Here is a 23,325-nt window from a genome sequence, read left to right on the forward strand (position 1 = left end):
TCAACAATTAAAAAGAGCTTCAAATCACTTTGAAGCTCTTTTTTTATGCCTGGCTTTTATGTAATGAATATCTGAGCCTTTTTGATGGAATAGTTGTTCATAGTGGGTTTTGATTTCAAAATGTTCTTTGTTGAGTTCGGAGAGATATAAGTTATCAGTGAAATCAATTATTTCAAATTCAGGATCAGACTTAATTACTTCCAGTGAATATTCGTATAAGAATTTACTATCAGTCTTCAAATGAAATAAACCTTCGTTTTTTAAGTAGATTTTATATAAATTCAAAAATTTCGTATTAGTCAACCTCCTTTTTTCTTCTTTGTCCCTGGGCTGTGGGTCAGGGTGAATCAACCAAATTTCATCTACTTCATCAGGGACAAAAAACTCATCCAGATATTGAATTCCGGTCCTAAGAAATGCTACGTTTTTCAGGCCAAACTCAATTGCTTTTTTTGATCCTCTGGCTATTCTATCACCTTTTATGTCAATTCCAATGTAATTTGTCTCTGGAAATTCTTTTCCAAGTCCAACGGTATATTCACCTTTTCCACAAGCAAGCTCAAGTGAAATTGGGTTTTGATTCTTAAAGTAAACCTCATTCCATTTCCCTTTTATTGTGGTATATAATTCTTTACCTCTTTCAATAACATTTTGAGCAGTTTGGTTATGTTCAAACCGGGGTAGTTTCTTTCTTGACAATTCTTATAATTCGTTTAATTCTGAGACTAAATATGTACTTCCACCCACAAAAATAATATCTTTTTGGGAGGAAATTGATCTTACATGTGCCAAAGCTTGATTAACATTTGTGTAGGTTTCAGATATTAACCCATATTTATCTCCAAAATCTTTTAAAAAAGAAGGATTATGGGCCCTAAATGAGTCAAATGTGGTAAAATAATATTTTGCGTTACTGGGAAAGAGATCGAAAACCTTTTTTAAGTCTTTATCTTTTACAAACCCCAATATAAGATGTAAATTATCGAATTTAGCCTCAGAAAGCCTTTTTAAAGTTATTTTCAATGCATGTTCGTTATGTCCGGTATCACAAATAACCAATGGATTTCTATTTAATATTTGCCATCTGCCTTTTAAATTAGTATTAGTCACAACTTTTTTAATTCCATCCAACATGTTTTTTGTAGAAATGACTACACCAATTTTGTTTAAAACCGAACATGTTTGAAAAACACCAATTATATTAGCAATTTGATAAAAACCAACTAACTCTGAATTTACCTCAAAAGTATCCAAAGAATAATTATCAGTTATAGTAAATGAAAGTTTATCAATACTATCTTTCAGATTAGAAATATTAAAAGACTCTGAGGCAAAATATATATCAGAATGACATTCTGAAGCCTTATTATTAAAAACAGGAGCTGTTTCAGCATTATATTCAGAAATAATAACCGGAATCCCAGGTTTTATTATTCCTGCCTTTTCTTTTGCAATCTCTTGTAAGGTATTGCCTAAAATGTCCATGTGGTCAAAACCAATATTGGTTATCAAAGAGCAGATAGGGCTAATTATATTAGTAGAATCAAGCCTCCCTCCCAGCCCAACTTCAACCACTGCATAGTCCACTTTTTCTTCGGAAAATACCTTAAATGCAAGTGCTACTGTAAGTTCAAAAAATGAAGGTTCAATTTCTTCTATCAGTTGTTTATTTTTTTCAACAAAATCAACAACATAGCTTTTAGAAATTAATTCTCCGTTTATTCTGAACCTTTCTCTGAAATCTTTGAGATGAGGAGAAGTATATAATCCTACTTTAAAACCGGCTTCCTGTAAAATAGAGGCTAAAAAATGAGAACTACTACCCTTTCCGTTGGTACCGGCAATATGAATGCTCTTAAAATCATTCTGCGGGTTTCCAAGAGCTTCACACAGAAGTTTTATATTGGTAAGCTTTGGTTTTATAGCCTTTTTACCTAATTTTTGAAAAACAGGTAATTGACTGTAAAGATATTCGATGGTTTGATCGTAAGTCATTCCCAAATATTATCCCCTGGTGATATTAATGGTAATTGTACCTGTTGATCTTGGCGGTGGTGTACCTTCAGGTACCAGGTTGGTTTTTAGTTTTTTGGTAATTTGAGATTTGTAATAATTTGTAACTGAAGGACTTAGAGAAGTTTCTACAACATCAATTCTTTGTACATCACCAAAATCATCAATAATAACTTTGAATTTTATTCTACCAGTTTCCGATGAATTATCTTTCGGAATATTCAAAGGGCCTTTATTTTTCCAACCTGAAATACTCACTGAAGCACCACTATTACCGGTTCCGGAACCACCTTTTCCTGGTTTACCCATCATACTTTTTCCGTCCATTGTACCTCGAGGATCACCTTTATCACCTACTTCGCCAGGTTTGCCATCTCCATTATTATTTCCACCAATACCCGATTTCGTACCAATTGTTCCATTTGAATTACTACTACCTGTTCCTGGTTTTTTAAAAATCGATCCGTTATCTACTGAGCGTTCCGGTTTTGGGGCAGCTGGTGTGGTAGTTTTGGAATTGTTGTTTGCTTCGGTGGCAGGTTTAGAAGGCTTAGTTGGCTCTTTGCTTTCTTTCATAGTGACTTTCGAATCTTCATCAGAAGTCAAAACTTTTGAAGGTGTTGCCTTTACTGGTTCTGATTTTTCGGTTACCGGTGCGGGTTTACTTATTTCCACGTTCTTTGGAGATTCGTTTCCGGCTGGTGGGGCGGCTTCAAAATTGTTTTTGGAGTCATTGGCCTGGTTATGTGTTTGGATGTCACCAGAGCCAACTAAATCAACTCCATAGTTTAAATCCACACCCATTGCCAATTCTTCCACAGGTTCATAGGCAATTTTAATCAAATATAATGAAACTAAAATGGCAGCATAAATAAATGCACTAATAGCCATTGCCTTAATTTCGTGACTTTTATTTTGATCTATAGCTTGCACAATATTAAATTTTTATTGGTAAACGGGCCTTTCGCCGGTTAATTGTTCTATTTTATCAACAAATTCTTTTGCCTGTTCCTCTGATTCGGCCGAAACATAAACTTTATATTTGCCACCACTGGGTCTGACTTTTGCCGGAATTCCGTTTTCAGCCAAATAAGTGGCCAGATTATCAACATTTTCTCTAACTTTAAAAATACCGATATTAATGGTATAATTAGATTTGGTATTTTCAATGTCTTTATTGCTACTTGAAATGCTACTGGATTTTTCTGTAACGATATTTTTCGAGGCCAGAGGTTTCCTGATATTCGTATCTTGATTATTTATTTCAGGGATATTCTTTTCCGCTTTATCCAGCGAATCAATTTCTTCAACAAGTGTTTGTATTGGCCTTTTATTTGGGGAATTTTTCAAAAAATTATATGCCAAACCCGTTGACAACAAAACAATTGGCAATAAAAATAAAAAATACTTAAACCAGTTTGTCTGGTTTGAACCGGTATTGATATTTTTAATTACTTTTTCCTGTCTTGTCTTGATTTTTTTTGGAATATACTCTTGGGTGATGACCGAGGCTTTTTCCTGAAAAGTTTTTATTGGTTGTACGGCGTGAGTAACTTTATCAACTAACTGATTTCTTTCAGGAAAAAACTCAATCAATCCACTTTGGCCTTTAAAAAACATACCAAAACCTTCCCAGTCATATTTATCCTTTAATAAAATCTCTTTTTTAAAGCCTCTTAAAAAGTCCTGGTATTCAATTTCCGTAAAATTGTTTGGGATTGAAAGTGATTTTGAAAGATAGTTAATTAGTTTATTATCAGGGTCTTTAGTGATAATGTTCTCAAATCTAAGAGTTTTTTTACTTTCTACCAATTGATTTTCACCATTGAAATAGGGCTTGGAATATTCAAAAATAAATGCACCAATCTCTGGAAGAATTATAAAATCCTGTCCGTGAATAATTGATAATATTTCTTTTTGAATGTTCAATTTATTAGGAAATGTTATAGAGAAACGTTGATACCAGCAACAAAGTTAAGCCCCATTTGCGGATAATTGTAATATCTCTGATAGTTTTGCCCTACAATATTATTCAATTTTACGAAAGCTGAAAACTGTTTGCTGAATAAATATGTAAATTCAGTATTTAAATCAGCGATATTTTTGAGTTTTACAGTTTCCATTGTCATTATATCTCTGGCATATAAACCACCCATAAAATAAAAATCAACAGATGAAACTATTTTTTCGGCAAGCGTAAAAGTGTTTCCTAAACGAGCTGTAAAGGCAGGTCTATGGAAAGGCTTATCAAATTTGACCGTTTCATAATAATTGTAATCCAGTTTTAGGTTAGGCTTCCAATTGTCAAAGTTAGAATAACCAAATTCTCCGGAGAAATTAATAAAATCGGTCAATTCATCTTCATACTCAATTTGAAACTTAGTAACATTAACAGGAAAACCTGTTGGTGAAAATGTACTACCCTCGTATTGTGTATAGTAATAAAGGTTTTGATATTTACCATAAGAAATTTTTGCATTGTAACTTACCCCGGAATACATCTCAGCTCTAGAGCCAATGTAAAAATCACTGGTTTTATAAGTATTTAAAAGGTTGGCCTGTTCAACAAGAAAAGGATTCTCGTTTAAAAAGGAATGCAGGGTACTTCTGATAATGTCGCCATCATATCCGACAAAGAAATATGTGAGTGAAGGGGTTTTATATGATAATAATGCCGTTGGAAAACCTTTGGTTGTGTTTATGTTCTCGATTTGATCAAATTCATTAACTGCTTTGAAACCAATTTTTGCAGATATTTTTCCAAAATCAAATCTAAAACCGGGTTCTACCCTGAAAAGATTTCTTTTTCTTACCGGGTTAAATTCATAATTGTCAGAGCGATGCGTAATGTAAGCTTCAGCATCTAAAAGAGCAGTAATATTATCTTTTTTTACAGGAAAAAACGCATGAAAATTAGTACCCCAGTCTGTTTCAGCTGCGTCATAATGATCAGATAATGATTTGATGCTGGTTGTTAAAGAATAATCAACTATGGGTTTTGGGTTAGTGTTTTCGAATGTTCCTGAAAACGACAATAAGTTTAGAACCTGTTTCAGGTCTTCAGGCTTATAATCCCTATGAACTGTTGTATCGTAACCATAGAAAAAGTATTTTCTTCGTTCATAACCCGCATCGACTTTTAGTTCGTAATTTTTCTGATGGTATTTTCCATTTAAATTTACTTTTGCATTGCTGTTTCCAGAATTCTGGCTTTGGATTGGACCTCTTTTTGCTGAATTAAGCATGCCAGAAAGTCCGTATATTAGTTTGCGGTTTTGGTCAGAATTTATATAAGTTTCTCCATAAAACCTTCCAAAATTTCCAGCTCCTATTTTCAGATAATTCCGGTAACCAAGAATCTCTTCATCCATGGCTTTTTTAGTTACAGGATTTACCACTGATGGTACAAACCTGGTTTCTTCCACAGCCGTTGGTTTTCTGTCATAAAAAGAATAGGTCATTTTCTTTTCCTTCTTTTCAGCAACAATCGGCGGTATTTTTTCTAAAATCCTGTTAGCTTTCGGAACTACTATTTCCTTTTCCTTTTTAATGTTAATTTCTTCATTAACAACTTCTTTTTGGGCTAATAACGAAGTCGAAACCAAGCACGAAATTACTATCGTTGTTATTTTCTTAAATGCCATTTTCAGTTGATTGCTTTTAATTTTTGTTTTGCTTTCTCTACAGTGTCTTTGCTTTCTGAGTTCTCGATGATCGATTTCAAAGTCGCTTTGGCCATGAATTCATCATTTTTTGCCAGATAATTGTCTGCTATTAACAGAAATGCTTTTTCGTACCAATATGTGAAGTCTGAGAAGTCTGCGGCCAGGTCCTGAAGAACTTTTATGGAAGTATCAAAATCTTTTTGAGCGAAATGCATTTCACCTATAAAATATTTCGCTTCCGCTCCAGAGATATCTTTGGCCATCGCAATTACTTTTTCAAACTCAGTCTTTGCCTGATTGAAATCCTTTTTTTGTAAGAAGGACTTTCCTTTGAATAAAATAGCCCGGTTTTCAGCACCCATCACTGTATTTCCTCCTTCCTGAATTACCTTATTACTGTATTCTATAGATTTGTCAAAATCTCCTTTGAAATAGTAGCTTTTAAATAGTCCTTCCTGTGCAACAACAATGTCTCTTTGATTTGAGGTAGCAGAAATAACTTGCAGGAAGTTTAAAATAGCATCAGAATAGTTTTGTTTTTCAAAGAATAAATTGCCAGATCTAATGGCTGATTTACTTAGGAATTCGGTACTGTTTGAAATCACAATTTCCTGATAGTATTTTAATGCTTCATCTTTTTTATTCAAAATATAATAAGATTCTGCAATGAGAAAGTTGGCCTCAGGTGCCGAGCTACTTTTTGGATTTGAACTGATGAAATTCTGAAGTGCAACAATGGCTTTATCATACTTTTCAGCGTAATAAAGGTCTTTTGCTGCATCAAATTGCAAGTTAATAACCGATTTATCATTGGGATTGCTTTTTTGGTACTGATCAGCCACTTCGGCAAATTCTTCTGTACGATTACTATTGTTTAAAGTTTCACGAAGTCCCAAAAGAGCTTCTTCAGCAAATTCAGTTTTACCATATTTGTTTATTATGACCTTAAAATCGGAAATAGCTTTGTCGTAATCCTGTAAATTTGAAAATGATATGGCCCTTTTTAATAAAGCCTGAGGTATGAGAATGCTATTTGGCTTTTTCCGCATAAGGTCAGTCAGAATCGAAATTGCTGAAGCATAATTACTTTTTTCCATTTCAAATTCGGCATTTTGAAAAAGAGCGTCATCGATTAATCGGGATGATGTATATAGTTTCGAAAATTTTTCGAATATTTCCTTCGATTCTTTGTCTCTATCCAGATATTTCAGAGTTAATCCTTTCTGATATAGAGAATAATCTTTGTCAGTTTTATTGACCTGATATGCTAAATCGTAATTTTTAAGTGCCTGGGTATAGTTTTTCCCTGCAAGTTGGCAATCTGCTATTCTAACTAAAGCATCTTCATAATTCTGGGCCAATGCTGCTTCTCCTTTTGAGCCCGATCTGAAATCTTCAAAATATTTCTGAGCTTTTACAAATTCACCTTTATTAAAAAACATATATCCAAGACTATATAGGCTTTTTTGTTTTATCTCATTGTCACCTGAAGTGGCCAATTCACGATAAATACTCTCTGATTGAGGATTTTCTGACATATTTAGTGCCTCAGCTTTCCAATATTTTGATTTGGTGGCAAGTGCCTTATCTGTGGGTTTTTCCAGCGATTTATTAAAGTATTTAATTGCACTTTCATATTTTTCCAGATTAAAATCAACCACTCCCTGATTGTAACAAAGTTTTTGATAGGCTTCTTCAATTTTTGAAGTCTTTCTCGTCAGAGATTCAATATAGGTAATTGCAGATACATAACTATTTGTTTCGAAGAAAATTTCGCTTAAAAGTTCATTTGATTCATCAACATATTTACCGTTAGGATAATTTTTGAGATAGCTTTGTAGTTCGTTGATTGCTAATGTATTATTAGATTTTTCTACTAAAACTTTAACATAATTATAGGAAGCTTCTTCTTTAATATTTTTATCAAAATCGGCTTTTTTAGCATTTTCAAAAGCCGCCATAGCAGCATTTAAATCACCGGTTTTTAAGGAAGATATTCCCAAATAATAAGCTGATTGTTGACCAATTTCAGTATTATTATTGGCCAGAGATTTAAATAAGACGGAAGCTTTTTCAAATTTGTCAGTTTTATAAAGGCTAAATGCATGGCGAAATGTAACCTGATCACTTACTGTTCCACGTCTGAAAGTTTTGAATTTATCATAATAAACCGCAGATTTCTCGAAATTATCATCAAAAAAGTTAACCTCAGCAGTCAAAAGGCACAAATCGTCAATTTTTCTACCGTTTGGATTAGCAATAATTGGTTCAGCATAAGCGGTTAGTTCGTCATGTTTTTTTTGTCTATAATAAATCTGACCTATCCAGTTAGGAACTTCAATTTTATAGGGATTTACGTTTTCTACCCTTTTCAGGTCACTTAAAGCCAGGTCGAAGTTTTCGTTTTGGAAATTGATAACCGCCGCATAATATGCTGCATTAAGGGCATTTGGTGCAACGGTTGCTTTAACTTTATCAAATTCCACCAAAGCATTTTTAAAATCTTTGATTTGGTAATATGCCAAAGCCAACTGATATCTAATTTCGTAAGTATCAATATTGTCTGCCCGGTTTTCAAGTGCTTTTTGGTAATATGCGATAGCCCCTTTGAAATCTCCTTTGTCAAAAAAACTCTTTGCCAGATTATTGTAAATCAATTTGGCTTTAGGGTGTTCCGGATTTTTCAAAACAAATCTCTCCACTTCAATGTCTGCATCCTTGGCTTGCGTATTGAGTGAGGCAAGAGCAGAATAGTATTCGGCATTGGCAATGTTGAATTTGTTGGGATTCAGGGAATTTTCAGACTTTGAAATATATTCATGAAGCTCTTTTCGGGCAGCTGAATAGGCTTTTTTCTGAAAAAGCTCAATTCCATTATTAAAATGGGCTTCTATTTGGGTATAATTAAGCGTATTTTGCCCAAATAATGTATGGAAAGATATAAGGAAAGCTATTGTTAATGATTTAAATTTCATAATAAGGAATTGAAATAAAATTGAACAAAATTAAGTAATTGTTCTGTTTTTTTCTCGAAAACTAAGATTTAAAAAACTTTTTGAGATATTTATGGTACAAAACGATTTGATTTTTTAAAAATTGTAGTTTTGTATTTATCAAAAATCTTAATCAAATGTTAAAACTGAAAATTTCAATTTTTTTGCTGACAATAGCAGTGTTTTCATCCTGTACAGCAGCAAAAATTAATAAGAGTAGCATGGCTAATTACAAAATGAAATATGAGCTATCAATGCCAGAACCCAGTACCCATTATTTTGAAGTAAAAATTTCAGCAAATGTGCCGGATAATTCGGGTTTTATTGACTTTAAAATGCCAGTTTGGACTCCTGGTTCTTATTTGATCAGAGAATATGCCAAAAATGTAGAAGGTTTTGAAGCCATTCAATCTGGGAAAAAAATTGAATCAGGTAAAATCTCAAAAAATACATGGAGGGTAAAAGTTGATGGTTTGGATGAGGTTGAGGTCAAATATCGGGTGTATTCCTTCGAGTTGTCAGTAAGAAATGCCCATTTGGATGATACACATGGATATGCCAATGGTGCTGCAGTATTTATGTTCATTCCGCAATATTTAAATTCTCCTTCAGAATTGAAAATTACGCCTCATGAAAGTTTCAAAAAGGTTTCGGTTGCATTACCATCAATTGGAAAGAATACTTTTGAGGTTGAAAATTTTGATCTTTTGGTGGATAGTCCAATCGAAATTGGTAATCATGATATTTTGGAATTTGAAGCTTTGGGCGTAAAACATACCATTGCTAATTATTCTGTTGAGAATTTGGGTTATGACCCCAAAACTTTAATTGATGACTATAAAAAAGTAGTAGAAGCCAGTGGAAGTGTATTTGGTGGAAAACACCCTTGTAAAGAATATTTGTTTATTATCCATCACATGCCCGGCATTGGAGGTGGATTGGAACACCTTAATAGCACTACTTGTCAAACTTCACCTGATGCTTATAAAAATCAGGACAAATACATCGGATTTTTGGGATTGATTGCCCACGAATATTTTCATTTATGGAATGTTAAACGAATGAGACCCATTGCTTTAGGGCCATTTGATTATGAAAATGAAAACTACACCAATATGCTTTGGGTTTCTGAAGGTTTTACATCATATTACCAGGATGACATACTTAGAAGGGCAGGTTTGATTGATGAAAACAAATTACTGGGAATGCTTGCTTCCGACATTGGTACAACCGAAAATTCACCTGGAAATAAAGTGCAGTCAGTGGCAGAATCATCGTTTGATGCATGGATAAAATATTACAGACCCAATGAAAATTCGAATAACTCAACTACTTCATATTATACAAAAGGAGGAATTATTGGAACTATCCTTAATTTGATGATAATTGGGAATACTATTGGAGAAAAATCTTTGGATGATGCTATGAGATTGTTGTACAATGAAAATTATCTCCGCAAAAAATGTAGGTTTTACTGATGATGAATTCAGAATTGCCTGCGAGAGGGTATCAGGTCTTGATTTGAAAGATTTTTTCAAAAATCATATATTTGGTACTGAAACCATTGATTACAAAAAATATTACGCTATGGCTGATATTAATGTAAGTTTTGAAAAATTAAATCTTGATAAACCGTATTTGGGTGCCCAAATCAGGGGAAAAATGATATCCAGAGTGGATAATGGCACGGCAGCTTATAAATATGGTTTAAATGTAAATGATGAAATTTTAAAAATAAATGGAAAGACTTTTGTCAATTTAGCAGATGTTTTGGAAAACAAAAAAATTGGTGAAACGATTGAAATTGAAGTTAAAAGAGGTGGAATTAATAGAATATTCTCTGTCAAACTGGAGGGTAATAATCTACAATCTGTAAAACTTACACCAATGCGGTCAACTGACCCAATGGCAATAAAAAGATACAATAAGTTTTTGCATTTAAATTAAAAAAAAGTGGCGAAAGCCACTTTTTTTATAATCTAAGCATATCATCCATACCAAAAACACCTGTTTTGTCAGCAAGCCATTCGGCTGCGATCACCGCCCCAAGTGCAAATCCTGTCCTGGAATTAGCCGTGTGTTTTATTTCAATTTCATCAACCTCGGAAATGTATTTTATAGTGTGAGTTCCAGGTACTTTCCCTTCTCTTGAAGACCAGATTGCAACTTCTTCTTTTTTAGGTATCTGATTATTTACCCAATGTTTTTTTTCTTCATTATTGGCGATAATTCCTTCTGCCAAAGTTATTGCTGTACCACTTGGAGAATCAAGTTTTTCGGTATGGTGAATCTCGGAAGTAAAAATCTCATATTGTTTTTGTGTTGACATGAGTTCTGCCAAAACTTTATTGAGTTTAAAAAACAGATTTACTCCAATGCTGTAATTACTTGAATAAAAAAATGCGGCTCCTTTTTCTGAACACAAAGCTTCGATTTCAGATTTGTGGTCCAACCATCCAGTTGTTCCAGAAACCGTCTTAAAGCCCTTCTCCATGCAATTTTTTAAGTTTTGATAGGCAGAGTGGGGTGAGCTGAATTCAATAATCACATCCACGTCGTCCGGTGTAAACTGATCCAAAGTTTCCTGACTATTTAAATCAATCCTGAAAATGATTTGATTGCCTCTTTCGATTGCAATTTTTTCTATTGCTTTTCCCATTTTGCCATATCCCAGCAATCCTATCCTCATAATTATTTAAAATTAAATTTCATTTTTATTCCCAGGCCTGTCTGGCCTATGGTGCTGCCTGAAATATTCATTGAGATGTCATCCGAAATATCAAAAGTCTTCATATGTGCCGCTACATTGGCTTCAATAGCAAAAAGTAGCCAACCCACCGAAAAGCCAATGATTGTCCCATCTCTCCATCTTTTATACTGTTTAGCGGCTGATGTAATGACACTCTTTGAATACGGTCCGGACAAAGTCCCGTTTTCATTTTTTATGGTATATTCTGTTGGATTATTTATTGTATCAGCTGCCATTTCAAGCAAGTACCCTTTAAATCTCAGAAATTCATTATTGTTTTTTTTGATAAAATATGCCCCAACCGCTGCGGAACCATATATTATTGGAAGTTTTATATATTGTTTATTTGTGATTTGTCCCCAGCCCGGAAATAATACAGACCTAAAAAATGCTATTTTTGGAGTTTCTTTTTCACTAAAAGGTGTAAGTCCAAAAGATTTTTTTACAATATCTTTAGAATTTTTCCGAAAACTTCGAAGTTTAGCACCCTGAGTTGTGTCTTTTGTTGCTATTTGCTTCTTTTTTAATGAGTCAATTTTTGAAAATAAGGAATCACTCTGTCCATAACTCCATTGGCTGCTAAAACAGAAAATAAGAAAAAAAAATATTCCGAACCGTGTTAAACTCACCTCTGGTAATTTTATTTTTTTTTGAGTTTGTTTAGAATATCGTCCAAATCACTTTTTGAACCAAACGGAATTTTTATTTCACCCTTTGAATTCTCGTCAGCAAAAACCAATACTTTCCTTTTAAAAACTTCAGAAAGGTTTTCCTGTAAGTCATTAAGTGAAAATTTTGTAGCCTTAATACTTTTTTGAGTTGATGGCTTTGGTTTTCTATCAGAATTATGATTTTTTATTATTTCCTCAACTTTTCTAACCGAAAGCTCATTTTCAACTATATCCTTATATATACTTAAAATCGTTTTTTCATCTTCAATTCCTAAAAGAGCCCTTGCATGACCCATTGAAAGTTTTTTGAGTTTCAAACCTTCTTGAACTGCCGGAGGAAGATTTAATAACCTCAGATAATTTGTCACTGTTGACCTTTCTTTTCCAACCTTAGCTCCTACTTCTTCCTGCTTAATGTTACACTCATCAATTAACCTTTTATAAGCAATGGCCACCTCCATGGCATTTAGGTTTTCCCGCTGAATATTCTCAATCAGACCCATTTCAAGCATTTGCTTATCAGAAGCTTCTCTTACGTAGGCAGGTATTTTGGATAATCCAGCCATTTTTGAAGCCTGAAGTCTCCTTTCACCTGAGATTAACTGATATTTATTCTCGCCAATTTTCCTAACTGTAATGGGTTGTATAATACCTTGTGCCTGTATTGATTCTTTTAATTCGATTAATGAAACAGAGTCAAAATTTGTTCTTGGCTGATATGGATTTGTACTGATATTTTCAGTTAATATTTCGAAAGAACGGTCATCAACAGCCAATAGATCGTTTGATTCCTGATTTCTTTCAGAAAGCAAGGCTCCTAATCCTTTTCCTAAACCCTTTCTTTTTATTTGTTTATCCATTGTTTCTATTGTCAAGTATTTCGTTTGCTAATTTTAAGTAGTCAGCAAAACCAAAATTTGGTATTGAATGATTTAGGTTTTCTATTGAAAAGTGAGGTAAACCCAAATAATAATTTCTTGAAATTGATGAATTAAATACTAAATCCGAAAAGTTATCTTTTAAGAACCCTTTTATTTTTTCGACCAAAGAATTATTATTATCAACTTTGGTCAATAACAAACCCTCGACTTTCAGGTTTTCAAATTTTAATATTTCTTCAAATGTTTCATTCAATTTATCCAATCCATAAAACTCACACTCAATTGGAATTATTACACTTTCAAGTTTACTTAAAATTTCAGGTAAATAATCATCTGTATAAGATGGAAAATCTACAATTATGAAATCGTATTTTTCGCTTTTCGAAATGAATGAATCGAAATTATTTATATTTTCAATTTTTTGATAATCCCAGGTAGATTCTGATATTTTAATTGAATTTAGAGTACTTTTTTTTATTTGCAGAAAATCTGTTAAAAAAGTATCTTGGGTAACATCAAGTAGTGCTACTTTTTGATTTAATGTAGCCAGACTTTCGGCAAGGAAAGCAGCTGTAATACTTTTTCCCGAATTTTTCTCCAGACTGTAAATTCCTATTTTAAAAGACATAAAAAAAAATAATCGCAAATTTGCTAGAAAATAGATTAATTAGCAACCAATATAAACAAAAAAGAGGTTTTTAAACCTCTTTTTTAACTTTAACCTAAATAAGCTTTTAAAGCCTTACTTCGGGAGGTTTGACGTAGCCTTCTTATAGCTTTTTCCTTTATTTGTCTTACTCTTTCCCTCGTAAGGTTAAACTTCTCTCCTATTTCTTCCAGAGTCATTGCCTGCTCACCATTGAGACCAAAATAAAACATTATTACTTCGGCTTCTCTTTGTGTAAGAGTTGACAATGCTCTCAAAACTTCTCTTCTCAATGAGTCGTTCATTAACTCCTGATCAGGTCTGATTTCAGTATCATTTTCCAATACGTCCAAAAGGCTATTTTCTTCACCCTGAACAAACGGGGCATCAACTGAGACGTGTCTTCCAGAAATTTTCATAGTATCAACTACCTCATTAGCTGAAATTTCCAAAACTTCGGCCAATTCTTCAGGTGATGGTTCTCTTTCAAATTTTTGCTCCAACTCAGAGAAAGTTTTGGAAATTTTATTCAAAGAACCAACCCTATTCAATGGAAGCCTAACAATTCTGGATTGCTCTGCCAAAGCCTGTAGAATACTCTGACGAATCCACCAAACAGCATAAGAAATAAATTTAAAACCGCGGGTTTCGTCAAATCTCTGTGCTGCTTTAATCAAACCGAGGTTTCCTTCGTTGATTAAGTCGCCCAATGAAAGACCCTGATTTTGATATTGTTTAGCAACTGACACCACAAAACGGAGATTTGCTTTGGTTAGTCTTTCCAAAGAAAGCTGGTCTCCATCTCTGATCTTTTGAGCCAGGATAACTTCCTCATCAGGAGTCAATAAATCTACTTTACCGATTTCCTGTAGGTATTTGTCAAGAGACTGACTCTCTCTGTTGGTGATTTGTTTACTAATCTTTAGTTGTCTCATTTTTTATCTTTTTTTGTATAAATGATTTCACTCGAATTCTTTCGGAATTTACCTAACAACAAAAAATAACGAATTATTGTTCTTGTACAGGCTTTTCTTCTCTTGGAGGTCTTGGCAATAACACTTTTCTTGAAAGTCTGTATTTACCGGTTTTCTTATCAATTTCAGTTAGTTTAACCTGAATTTTGTCACCTTCCTTCAAAATTCCGTCCATACTTGGAAGTCGTTCCCATGAGATTTCAGAAATGTGAAGAAGACCTTCTTTTCCAGGTAGAATTTCACAGAAAGCACCGAATGGTTGAATAGATTTTACAACAGAATCATAAACTTCTCCAACCTCAGGAACTTTAACAATTCCTTCGATTCTTTTTCTGGCCATTGCCATACTGTCGCCATTTGTGGCAAAAATAGAAATATATCCTTTATTGTCTTTCTCTTCGATATTTACAGTAGCACCTGATTCTCTCTGAATTTCCTGAACTACTTTACCGCCAGGTCCAATTACTGCACCTATCATCTCTCTGTCGATAACAATCGTATGAGCTCTTGGAGCAAATGATTTAAGATCATCTTTTGGTTGAGCAATTACCTCAGTCATTTTGCCTAGGATATGCATTCTTCCATCTTTAGCCTGGTTAAGAGCTTTTTCGATGATATCAAATGAAAGTCCACCAATTTTAATATCCATTTGACAAGCTACAATACCTTTCGCAGTACCCGTAACTTTAAAGTCCATATCACCCAGATGATCTTCATCACCAAGGATATCAGATAAAACAGCCCATTTTCCGGATTCCATATCAGTGATAAGACCCATTGCAATACCTGAAACCGGAGCTTTGATTTTTATACCAGCATCCATAAGCGATAAACAACCGGCACATACTGTAGCCATAGAAGATGAACCATTTGATTCAAGGATATCACTTACAATTCTAATAGTGTAAGGGTTCTCATCATCATTTGGCATTACTTTTTTCAAAGTCCTCTGAGCAAGATTTCCGTGACCAACTTCTCTGCGTCCAACTCCTCTGTTAGGTCTGACTTCACCAGTCGAAAATCCAGGAAAATTATAGTGAAGGAAAAATCTTGAATAACCTTTTACCATTGGAAGGTCCACAATTTGCTCGTCTAATTTGGTTCCCAGGGTTGTAGTGGAAAGTGATTGGGTTTCTCCTCTTGTAAACAATGCTGAACCGTGTGCAGAAGGCAAATAATCAACTTCACAGGTAATCGGGCGAATTTCGGTAAGTTTTCTACCATCCAAACGTACACTTTCATCTAAAACCATCTTTCTTGATGCATCATAGGTGATGTCACCAAAATATACTTTATGTAAAGGATTTGATTTTAGTTCCTCAGGTTGAGCTTCAATAAATTCTTTAAGAATATTTGCAAAACCCTCACTTCTTTCACTCTTGTTGGCACTGCCTTTCAAACAAACGGCATAAACTTTATCAAAAAGTTCATCGTACATTTTCTTTTTAAGGTCTTCATCGTGTGTTTCGTGGTTGTATTCTCTTTTTACAGTTTTGCCCACTTTAGATTCTAATTCTTTTTGTCCGGCAACCTGCAATTTAATAGCTTCGTGAGCTACTTTAAGGGCTTCAACCATCTCAGCTTCTGAAACCTCATTTCCTTCACCTTCAACCATTATGATACTTTCAGCTGTTCCGGCAACCATCAGGTCAAGATCAGCTTTATCAATAAGACTAAGTTTTGGATTAACAACGTATTGACCGGCAATTTTCGCCACTCTAACTTCAGAAATGGGACCGTTGAAAGGAATGTCAGAAACCATAATAGCAGCAGAAGCTGCCAATGCTGCCAATGAATCAGGCATAATATTTTCATCAGCTGAATGCAATGTTACCATTACCTGTACTTCAGCATGGAAATCTTCAGGAAATATTGGTCTGAGGGCTCTGTCGATTAATCTTGAGATTAGCACCTCATTGTCAGAAAGTTTACCTTCACGTCTTTGAAAACTACCCGGGATTTTTCCGGCAGAAGCGAATTTTTCCTGATAATCAACTGAAAGTGGAAGAAAGTCAGTACCTTCTTTGTGTTCTTTGTTGGCACAAATAGTAGCAAGCATTACAAGATTGCCTGATTTTAAAACTACAGCTCCATCGGCTTGTCTTGCCAGTTTACCTGTTTCAAGGGTGATTGTTTGTCCATCCGGCATTTGGATGGTTTGCGATTGAATATTAAACATTTTAATAATTTGGTTGTATTGTCCGCTTTGATACAACAATTTAATCCTGAATTCCGCGGGGATATAAAAAATAATTAATTACGAAAAAAAGGGGAATCCCAATTTGGGATTCCCTGATTTTTTTATTTACGAATTTTAAGCTCAGCGATGATAGCTCTGTAACGACCGATTTCCACTTTTTGCAAGTGATCCAACAATCTACGACGCTTACCAACTAACTTCAATAGCCCTGAACGGGTAGAGAAATCATGTTTGTGAGTTTTTAAATGCTCAGTTAAATGAGCAATTCTGTAAGTAAAAAGGGCAATCTGAGATTCGGCTGAGCCGGTATCAGTTGCTTTTCTTTGTTGACCTTTTGATGCAAAGATCTCCTCTTTCTTTTCCGGAGTTAAATACATGTATGTTAACCTAGATTAAGTGATAAAAATAAAAACAGATGCAAAGATAACACTATTTATTAATTTTTGAGGACATGTACTCAAAATATTTATCAGAAAAGGGGAATTTCTCCTGGGCAAATAAATGCTTTTTTGAGAAGAAAAATGTATAATTTTTTATAAAATGTTTAATTTTTTTTATGAAGATACTTCTGTTTGGTTTTTTTTATCAAATGATATTTTAGAGATTATTTTTTTGATTTTTTCAAAGTATTGGTTGTAATTATCATTTTCAAAAAGTCTGGCATCATTGGACGCTTTCCTTAATAAAATGATACCAATTAAACTCAGTACAAAATCTGGAATCCATACCCCTACTACTACAGGAATAATGCCTTCTTTTGCATATTTATCGCCTAACTGCATCAGCACATAATAAAATATAAATATGCTGATAGAAAGTAATACCGGCATTCCAAATCCACCTTTTTTGATAATCGATCCCAGAGATGCACCTACTATAAAAAATACCAAACATGAAAAAGCCATAGTGAATTTGTGCCATCGTTCCACATCAGCCCGGTACATTTCTTTACTTTTATTACTTATTATTGCCAAATCTGTTTCCAGCTGATTTTTTAGATTTCTTACCTGAGATAAGGCATATTCATCAGATTCTTCTTTTCTGTTACCACTTTCAAGTTTTTGCAATTCCTTTTTTATCCACGGTCCGGGCTTAATGATTACTTTTTTCGCAGAGTCTGAAGGAAGAGTTTTTTTGAATAAATAAGTATTCTGACTTTTGATTTGATCAGTTTGCTGCTTTATTGTTTTTTTTATGTCAATTTTTGAAGAATCAATTTTTGCGGTAAGTTCACTTACATTCTTCATATATTCATGATACTTAAATTGATCCTCATTGGTACGTTTTATTCCAAAACTTTCCAAAGAAAAAACCACCTTGTTTTTTTTAAACCGGGTTTTTGTAAATTGAGTCTCATCGTAGTTATTGAATGAATTTTGACTTTCAGTATAGTTGTAACCATTAAAAAGCTCAAAAATCAGATAGTTCCCATTATACATTGTGTACATTTTGCCGGAGTCGGCAATGGTAATGTTTTTGTTTCCTAAGTTGCTTGAATGGTTGTAAACAATAATGTTTTTCAGAGTTTTTCCATCCGGAAATTTTTTCTGAACCTTAATTCTGTAACCCGGAATTTCTTTATAAAAAATACCTTCCTGAATATTTAAAGTCATTTTGGTGGTTTTAATATCATAAAGTAAAGAATAACCTTTAAGATTGGCCCAAGGATTTACACGATCATTGTAAAAATAAGAAACAATACTAACGATTAAACTTAAAATAAACGTTGGCAAAATCAACCTTGATAGCGGAATTCCTGCTGATTTCATTGCCGTTAGTTCTGTATGTTCTCCCAAATTTCCGAAACACATTAAAGTGGCCAACAAAGTTGCCAAAGGCAAAGCAGTTGGTACAGTAATCATTGAGAAAAAGAAGAAAAGCTTGGAAAATACGTCGATTCCTAAATCTTTTCCAATGAATTCATTGAAATACATCATCAGGAATCTCATGAGAAAAATAAAAACTACAATGGCAGTAGTTAAGGCGAATGGACCAATAAATGATTTTATAAAAAGCTTATCGATTTTTCTCATAAAGAAACTTTAATGATACAAAAATCGAAATCTTTTCAGCGGATACCAAATAATTAAGATTTATTAAGCTTTACCCTCCTACTATTTCTTTAAGGTCATGAATAAGGCTCTTCCACATTGACTCGAGTTCGTCCTGATCTTCAATTTCCGAGCAATCAGTTACTTTTAAAAATACAGAATTGTCAATTTCAGAAGTTATTAATTTAAACTCCAAAAAGCAGCCTTCATTTTCACCAATAAAATCAAAACGAGTTGATTTGTTAAGTCGGGTTGAGGATAGTTCAGCTACATGCTCTTCAGAATCCCAATAAAAATGAAACATATGATTGCTATCCATAACTACCTTTTCTGCAAACCATTGCTGTAAACCACCTGCAGTACTGATATAGTTAAACAACACTTTAGGTGATGTTTTAAAGGGAAATTCTTGTGAAAATTTATATTTTGACATTTTACTCTTCTTTTTCTTCCGATTTATAATATTTGTGTAATTATTCCAAACAAATTCTCGATTTTTTATTTTTTTGAGGAAATTTCTAAATCATTTTTTGTTTTTAAAGAAAGAATGAATAGTTTTGCACCCTCAAACGACGGCGGGGTAGCTCAGATGGTTAGAGCGTCGGATTCATAACCCGGAGGTCAGGGGTTCGATTCCCCTCCCCGCTACTTTTTTAAGATAATTACCAATTATTTTTTTGGCATTAAATATGGGGCAGTATCACACTGAAACTGCTTCCTTTTTCTCTTCGCTTTTAATAACTATCCGGCCTTTATGAATCTCAACGATTCTTTTACAGATTGAAAGCCCGATCCCATGGCCTTTGAAATTACTTGCGTTCTTGGTGCGATAAAATGGCTCAAAAATCTTTTCCTGATCTTCTTTTGAAATACCAATTCCATCATCCGTAACAATCACTATACAATTGCTTTTATTGGATCTGATACTAACAACGGCAGTTTTATTATCAGAATACTTACAGGCATTGTCAAATAGATTATTAAAAAGTGTTTTTATTAATGATTTATTTCCAGATATCGTGACAAAAGCGTCGTCTTCAGGTATTTCTTCAAAGTCTATATTGATATGATAATCGTGATGCTGATGCAGTAGTTCGTCCTGAACTTCAAAAAGCACCTCGTCAATTCTTAATGGATTGAGAATTATACTTTTATCTCCCCGATCTGATTTTGCAAGTTGAAGAAGTCCGTTGGTTAGCTGAATAAGTCTTTGGTTATCAATATTTAAAGATAAAAGTATTTCCTGATATTCTTCCGGAGTTCGGGTTTTTTCGAGTGCAACCTGAATTTCGGATTTTATGGCAGCAAGGGGTGTTCTTAATTCATGAGAGGCATTGCTTACAAAGCTTTTTTGAAGTTCGAATGACTTCTCGATTCTTGAAAGCATTTGATTAAAATTATGAGCCAATTGGGCTATTTCATCTTTACTGTTTCCGGTGCTAAGTTTTTTATTTAGGTCGTTTGCGGTAATTTTTGAGACTTCCTGATTAATTCTTGAAATAGGCTTCAATGATTGGCCTGAAAAAACGAATCCGAAAACGATGGTTAAGATAATTGCCGATATCAACCCGATGGTCATGGCATATTTTATATTTTCGAGCTTCTGTTTACTATAAATATCTTCTGATTGAGCAAGAATGAGGTAATCTTTTTGACTTTCCTGATCTTTATACATCAGGCCCACTACTTCCTTGTTTTTATAGTCTGACTCCAGGTATTTTTTTTGTCTAACTTGTTCTAGCAGTTCAGGACTGTAATATATTACTGTATCAGATTCAAAATTTGAGTACTTTACTTTATTATCTTCATCAAAAACCAAAACCTCAGCTGCATATAAGGTTGAAAGGGTATTTCGGTCAATAATTCTCAAAAATTTGCGATCAATATTTTTTTCTTTAATCAGCAGCTGAGCGGTAGTTACTGCTCTGTCTTTCAGATAGTTGTTGAATTCTTTCTTATTGTAAGATTCCAATAAATAATATAGAGAAACAGAAAATATCACCAAAATCATCGCAACGATTAAGGTAAATTGGAAAGTGATTTTAGTCCTGATTTTCATTTTTAAAAAGCCCTACACCTCTTCTTTCAGAATATATCCCATACCGGTTTTGGTGTGTATCAACTTAGGGATAAATTCTTTGTCGATTTTTTTTCTTAGGAAATTAATATAAACTTCAATAACATTGAGACTTTGCTGGGAGTTTTGTTCCCAAATATTATCAGCGAGGTCGGTTTTGGACACTACTTTGCCCTTGTTACGCATCAAATATTCCAATAATAAAAACTCTTTTGGTGTCAATTCTATTTCGATACCATCTCGGGTAACGATTTTTGACTCCGGATCAAGTTCAAGGTTCGCTATTTTCAGAACATTATTATTATCGGGTTCAATTGAACGTGCATTTCGTTTGATAAAAACGTTGATTCTGGCAAGTAACTCTCTGAAATCAAATGGCTTAACAAGGTAATCATCTGCTCCTTTTTCGAAACCTTCAATTTTATCTTCGGTTTCTCCTAAGGCTGTAAGCATTATGATAGGAATTACTGGTTTTTTACGTCTGATTTCCTCGCATACTTCGTAACCGTTGAGACTTGGGAGGTTAAGATCTAAGAGAATGAGGTCGAAATCATTGTGAAGACCTAATTTGAGACCAATTTTACCATCGTATGCCACTTCCGTTTCATATCCTTTTTCGACCAGTCCTTTGCTTATATTCTGAGCAATCCTGACATCATCTTCTATGATTAATATTCTTTTGGTTTCACTCATTTTTTTTTGACAATATTTTCTGAAAGATCAATCCTATTGACAAAACCAGTATTACTCCAATTGGGTTAAGCCATAAAAACGCTACAAGTTCGTACTTCCAGATTAAAATTACTAATATTTGGGATAAAATAGCACTGTAAAGCAATGCTTGCGATTTAATCTGTTTTACATAAAAAGCTGCCAGGAATATTCCCAAAATAATCCCGTAAAACCAGGAACCCAGTATGTTTACGAGTTCTATCATTGAACTTCCAAGTTTTTGAGCGAATGAAGCAACGATAATACTAAAAACAGCCCAAAAAATAGTAAAGCCTTTTGTGTATTGGAGTTCCAACTCCGGAGTTTTGGGTTTAAATCGGCTTTTATTGATTACGTCAACCAAAGTTGTAGCAGAAAGGGAACTATAGGCCGAGGCAATTGATCCCATTGAGGCTGAAAATATTAAGGCAATCATCAATCCTATCAATCCATGCGGTAAATAGTCAATTACAAAGCGAAGAAATATATAGTTGATATCATTGGCGTCGCCTTCCGGATTATTCTTTTTTATCAGATCACTTGCTTTTTTATTCAGATTTTTCTCTTTTTCCAAAATCAGATTTAGTTGACTTGAATTTTCTTTTATCTGACTTTCTGATTTATTTTTTAATGATAAATTGAGTTTTTCTGAGAATATTTTCTTTTCAGTAACCACTTTTTGATGTTGGTCTTTTATACTGTTAAATTGTTCTGAATATTTTCCTGTTTCTAATTTCGTAGCTTCTATCTGATTAAAAACCGTTGGGGTATTATTGAAAAGATAAAATACGTAAACTAAAACCCCGATAAGTAATATTCCAAACTGCATTGGGATTTTTAAAAATCCATTCATTATCAGGCCTAAACGACTTTCTTTGATTGATTTGCCAGTCAGATACCTGCCCACCTGAGACTGGTCAGTTCCAAAATAAGAAAGCTGTAAAAAAAAGCCTCCAATCAAGCCAGACCAAAGATTGTATCTCTCATTCGGGTTAAATTCAAGGTCCAGAACTTTCATTTTCTGTGTTTTCCCTGCAATTTTTATGGCATCAATCATTCCTATATCCGATGGTAACATTTTAACCACCAGATATCCTACAAAAAACAAAACCAGGGTTATTAGAAACATTTGTTGGAGATGGGTATAAGAAATAGCTTTGGTGCCTCCAACTACAGTATAAATGAGCACAATGCCACCCATGAAAATATTGGTATAAACGATGTCCCAACCAAATATTGTTGACAAAATAATTGATGGTGCATATATTGAAATTCCTGTAGATAAGCTTCTTGAGAATAAAAAAAGAATGGCTGTAAAAATTCTTACTTTAGAATCAAATCTGGTTTCGAGGTATTCATAGGCTGTATATACTTTAAGTCGGTGAAAAATCGGAATAAAAGTGACGCTCAAAACGATCATAGCCAAAGGTAAACCTAAATAAAACTGTACGAAACGCATACCATCTACATAACCTTGCCCCGGAGCAGACAAGAAAGTGACAGCACTTGCCTGGGTCGCCATCACCGAAAATCCAACATGATACCAGGGTAAAGATTGATTTCCAAGAAGATAGGATTCAATATTTTTGTCTTTTCGGTTTTTATAGATTCCAAATACGATTATTACAAATAAGGTAATAAATAAGATAGCCCAATCAATTAAGTTCATGATAATGATTGAGTTAAATAATAAA

19 protein-coding genes, 1 tRNA gene and 1 pseudogene are annotated in these 23,325 nt (G+C 33.8%); 3 read left to right on the plus strand and 18 right to left on the minus strand.

All coding sequences use genetic code 11. The features are described from left to right. Positions 1-24: 24 nt before the first annotated feature. From trmB to IPP61_16540, 6 genes are read right to left on the minus strand one after another with little or no spacing between them, the layout of a single operon-like run. Positions 25-699 (minus strand): tRNA (guanosine(46)-N7)-methyltransferase TrmB, encoded by a 675-nt coding sequence (gene trmB, locus IPP61_16515; protein MBL0326752.1) that lies wholly within the window; start codon positions 697-699, stop codon positions 25-27. Positions 700-702: 3 nt separating this feature from the next. Continuing rightward, positions 703-1,995: a bifunctional folylpolyglutamate synthase/dihydrofolate synthase gene (locus IPP61_16520; protein MBL0326753.1), complete on the minus strand. Its 1,293-nt coding sequence runs from the start codon at positions 1,993-1,995 to the stop codon at positions 703-705. Positions 1,996-2,004: 9 nt separating this feature from the next. Then, on the minus strand, positions 2,005-2,946 hold the full coding sequence (locus IPP61_16525; GenBank protein MBL0326754.1) for a hypothetical protein: 942 nt from the start codon (positions 2,944-2,946) through the stop codon (positions 2,005-2,007). Between the two features lie 12 nt (positions 2,947-2,958). After that, the gene (locus IPP61_16530) at positions 2,959-3,942 is read right to left on the minus strand and encodes an SPOR domain-containing protein (GenBank protein MBL0326755.1); all 984 of its coding nucleotides are present in this window, start codon (positions 3,940-3,942) and stop codon (positions 2,959-2,961) included. 14 nt (positions 3,943-3,956) lie between these two features. Beyond that, a complete protein-coding gene (locus IPP61_16535; GenBank protein MBL0326756.1) occupies positions 3,957-5,657 on the minus strand; it encodes a hypothetical protein in 1,701 nt (566 codons plus the stop codon). Positions 5,658-5,659: 2 nt separating this feature from the next. Beyond that, positions 5,660-8,653, minus strand: a complete 2,994-nt coding sequence (locus IPP61_16540) for a tetratricopeptide repeat protein (protein MBL0326757.1) — start codon at positions 8,651-8,653, stop codon at positions 5,660-5,662. 239 nt (positions 8,654-8,892) lie between these two features. On the opposite strand from IPP61_16540, the gene IPP61_16545 reads away from it, so the two are divergent. Both IPP61_16545 and IPP61_16550 read left to right on the plus strand, forming a co-directional pair. Further along, a complete protein-coding gene (locus tag IPP61_16545) occupies positions 8,893-10,149 on the plus strand; it encodes a M61 family metallopeptidase (protein MBL0326758.1) in 1,257 nt (418 codons plus the stop codon). Next, the gene (locus IPP61_16550) at positions 10,112-10,618 is read left to right on the plus strand and encodes a PDZ domain-containing protein (GenBank protein MBL0326759.1); all 507 of its coding nucleotides are present in this window, start codon (positions 10,112-10,114) and stop codon (positions 10,616-10,618) included. Before IPP61_16545 ends, IPP61_16550 begins: the two co-directional genes overlap by 38 nt. A gap of 25 nt (positions 10,619-10,643) precedes the next feature. Here the strand turns inward: IPP61_16550 and dapB are convergent, their stop codons facing one another. The 9 genes from dapB to IPP61_16595 form a co-directional block, all read right to left on the minus strand. Next, positions 10,644-11,360: a 4-hydroxy-tetrahydrodipicolinate reductase gene (gene dapB / locus IPP61_16555; GenBank protein MBL0326760.1), complete on the minus strand. Its 717-nt coding sequence runs from the start codon at positions 11,358-11,360 to the stop codon at positions 10,644-10,646. A 2-nt stretch (positions 11,361-11,362) separates the two neighbouring features. After that, a complete protein-coding gene (locus IPP61_16560; protein ID MBL0326761.1) occupies positions 11,363-12,049 on the minus strand; it encodes a hypothetical protein in 687 nt (228 codons plus the stop codon). Positions 12,050-12,060: 11 nt separating this feature from the next. Further along, the gene (locus IPP61_16565; protein ID MBL0326762.1) at positions 12,061-12,951 is read right to left on the minus strand and encodes a ParB/RepB/Spo0J family partition protein; all 891 of its coding nucleotides are present in this window, start codon (positions 12,949-12,951) and stop codon (positions 12,061-12,063) included. Continuing rightward, entirely contained in the window at positions 12,944-13,600 is a 657-nt protein-coding gene (locus IPP61_16570; GenBank protein MBL0326763.1) for a ParA family protein, read from the minus strand. Before IPP61_16570 ends, IPP61_16565 begins: the two co-directional genes overlap by 8 nt. An 89-nt stretch (positions 13,601-13,689) precedes the next feature. Further along, positions 13,690-14,553 carry a sigma-70 family RNA polymerase sigma factor gene (locus tag IPP61_16575; GenBank protein MBL0326764.1) on the minus strand — a complete coding sequence of 288 codons (864 nt, stop codon included), beginning with the start codon at positions 14,551-14,553 and terminating at the stop codon, positions 13,690-13,692. A gap of 73 nt (positions 14,554-14,626) precedes the next feature. Continuing rightward, positions 14,627-16,771, minus strand: coding sequence for a polyribonucleotide nucleotidyltransferase (gene pnp, locus IPP61_16580; GenBank protein ID MBL0326765.1), 2,145 nt, complete (start codon positions 16,769-16,771; stop codon positions 14,627-14,629). Positions 16,772-16,893: 122 nt separating this feature from the next. After that, positions 16,894-17,169: a 30S ribosomal protein S15 gene (rpsO, locus tag IPP61_16585; GenBank protein MBL0326766.1), complete on the minus strand. Its 276-nt coding sequence runs from the start codon at positions 17,167-17,169 to the stop codon at positions 16,894-16,896. A 177-nt stretch (positions 17,170-17,346) separates the two neighbouring features. After that, the gene (locus IPP61_16590) at positions 17,347-18,825 is read right to left on the minus strand and encodes an LptF/LptG family permease (protein MBL0326767.1); all 1,479 of its coding nucleotides are present in this window, start codon (positions 18,823-18,825) and stop codon (positions 17,347-17,349) included. Between the two features lie 70 nt (positions 18,826-18,895). Next, positions 18,896-19,276, minus strand: coding sequence for an ATPase (locus IPP61_16595; protein ID MBL0326768.1), 381 nt, complete (start codon positions 19,274-19,276; stop codon positions 18,896-18,898). Positions 19,277-19,417: 141 nt separating this feature from the next. Here IPP61_16595 and IPP61_16600 point away from each other — a divergent pair. Beyond that, positions 19,418-19,491, plus strand: a tRNA-Met gene (locus IPP61_16600). 35 nt (positions 19,492-19,526) lie between these two features. Here the strand turns inward: IPP61_16600 and IPP61_16605 are convergent. From IPP61_16605 to IPP61_16615, 3 genes and pseudogenes are all read right to left on the minus strand, one after another. Further along, positions 19,527-20,902 (minus strand): annotated as a pseudogene (locus tag IPP61_16605) (HAMP domain-containing histidine kinase). A gap of 12 nt (positions 20,903-20,914) precedes the next feature. After that, positions 20,915-21,613, minus strand: a complete 699-nt coding sequence (locus IPP61_16610) for a response regulator transcription factor (GenBank protein ID MBL0326769.1) — start codon at positions 21,611-21,613, stop codon at positions 20,915-20,917. Next, on the minus strand, positions 21,606-23,300 hold the full coding sequence (locus tag IPP61_16615; protein ID MBL0326770.1) for a sodium:solute symporter: 1,695 nt from the start codon (positions 23,298-23,300) through the stop codon (positions 21,606-21,608). Before IPP61_16615 ends, IPP61_16610 begins: the two co-directional genes overlap by 8 nt. Between the last annotated feature and the right edge of the window lie 25 nt (positions 23,301-23,325).

The organism is Cytophagaceae bacterium, assembly GCA_016722655.1.
Classification (GTDB): domain Bacteria; phylum Bacteroidota; class Bacteroidia; order Cytophagales; family Spirosomataceae; genus Leadbetterella.

Excerpts from the sequence above, each read along its gene's own strand:
- IPP61_16520 (MBL0326753.1), bottom strand. The coding sequence starts at position 1,995 with ATGACTTACGATCAAACCATCGAATATCTTTACAGTCAATTACCTGTT.
- IPP61_16565 (MBL0326762.1), bottom strand. The coding sequence starts at position 12,951 with ATGGATAAACAAATAAAAAGAAAGGGTTTAGGAAAAGGATTAGGAGCC.
- IPP61_16535 (MBL0326756.1), bottom strand. The coding sequence starts at position 5,657 with ATGGCATTTAAGAAAATAACAACGATAGTAATTTCGTGCTTGGTTTCG.
- pnp (MBL0326765.1), bottom strand. The coding sequence starts at position 16,771 with ATGTTTAATATTCAATCGCAAACCATCCAAATGCCGGATGGACAAACA.
- IPP61_16540 (MBL0326757.1), bottom strand. The coding sequence starts at position 8,653 with ATGAAATTTAAATCATTAACAATAGCTTTCCTTATATCTTTCCATACA.
- IPP61_16610 (MBL0326769.1), bottom strand. The coding sequence starts at position 21,613 with ATGAGTGAAACCAAAAGAATATTAATCATAGAAGATGATGTCAGGATT.
- IPP61_16550 (MBL0326759.1), top strand. The coding sequence starts at position 10,112 with ATGAAAATTATCTCCGCAAAAAATGTAGGTTTTACTGATGATGAATTC.
- IPP61_16615 (MBL0326770.1), bottom strand. The coding sequence starts at position 23,300 with ATGAACTTAATTGATTGGGCTATCTTATTTATTACCTTATTTGTAATA.
- IPP61_16545 (MBL0326758.1), top strand. The coding sequence starts at position 8,893 with ATGGCTAATTACAAAATGAAATATGAGCTATCAATGCCAGAACCCAGT.
- rpsO (MBL0326766.1), bottom strand. The coding sequence starts at position 17,169 with ATGTATTTAACTCCGGAAAAGAAAGAGGAGATCTTTGCATCAAAAGGT.
- IPP61_16595 (MBL0326768.1), bottom strand. The coding sequence starts at position 19,276 with ATGTCAAAATATAAATTTTCACAAGAATTTCCCTTTAAAACATCACCT.
- IPP61_16590 (MBL0326767.1), bottom strand. The coding sequence starts at position 18,825 with ATGAGAAAAATCGATAAGCTTTTTATAAAATCATTTATTGGTCCATTC.
- IPP61_16570 (MBL0326763.1), bottom strand. The coding sequence starts at position 13,600 with ATGTCTTTTAAAATAGGAATTTACAGTCTGGAGAAAAATTCGGGAAAA.
- IPP61_16575 (MBL0326764.1), bottom strand. The coding sequence starts at position 14,553 with ATGAGACAACTAAAGATTAGTAAACAAATCACCAACAGAGAGAGTCAG.
- dapB (MBL0326760.1), bottom strand. The coding sequence starts at position 11,360 with ATGAGGATAGGATTGCTGGGATATGGCAAAATGGGAAAAGCAATAGAA.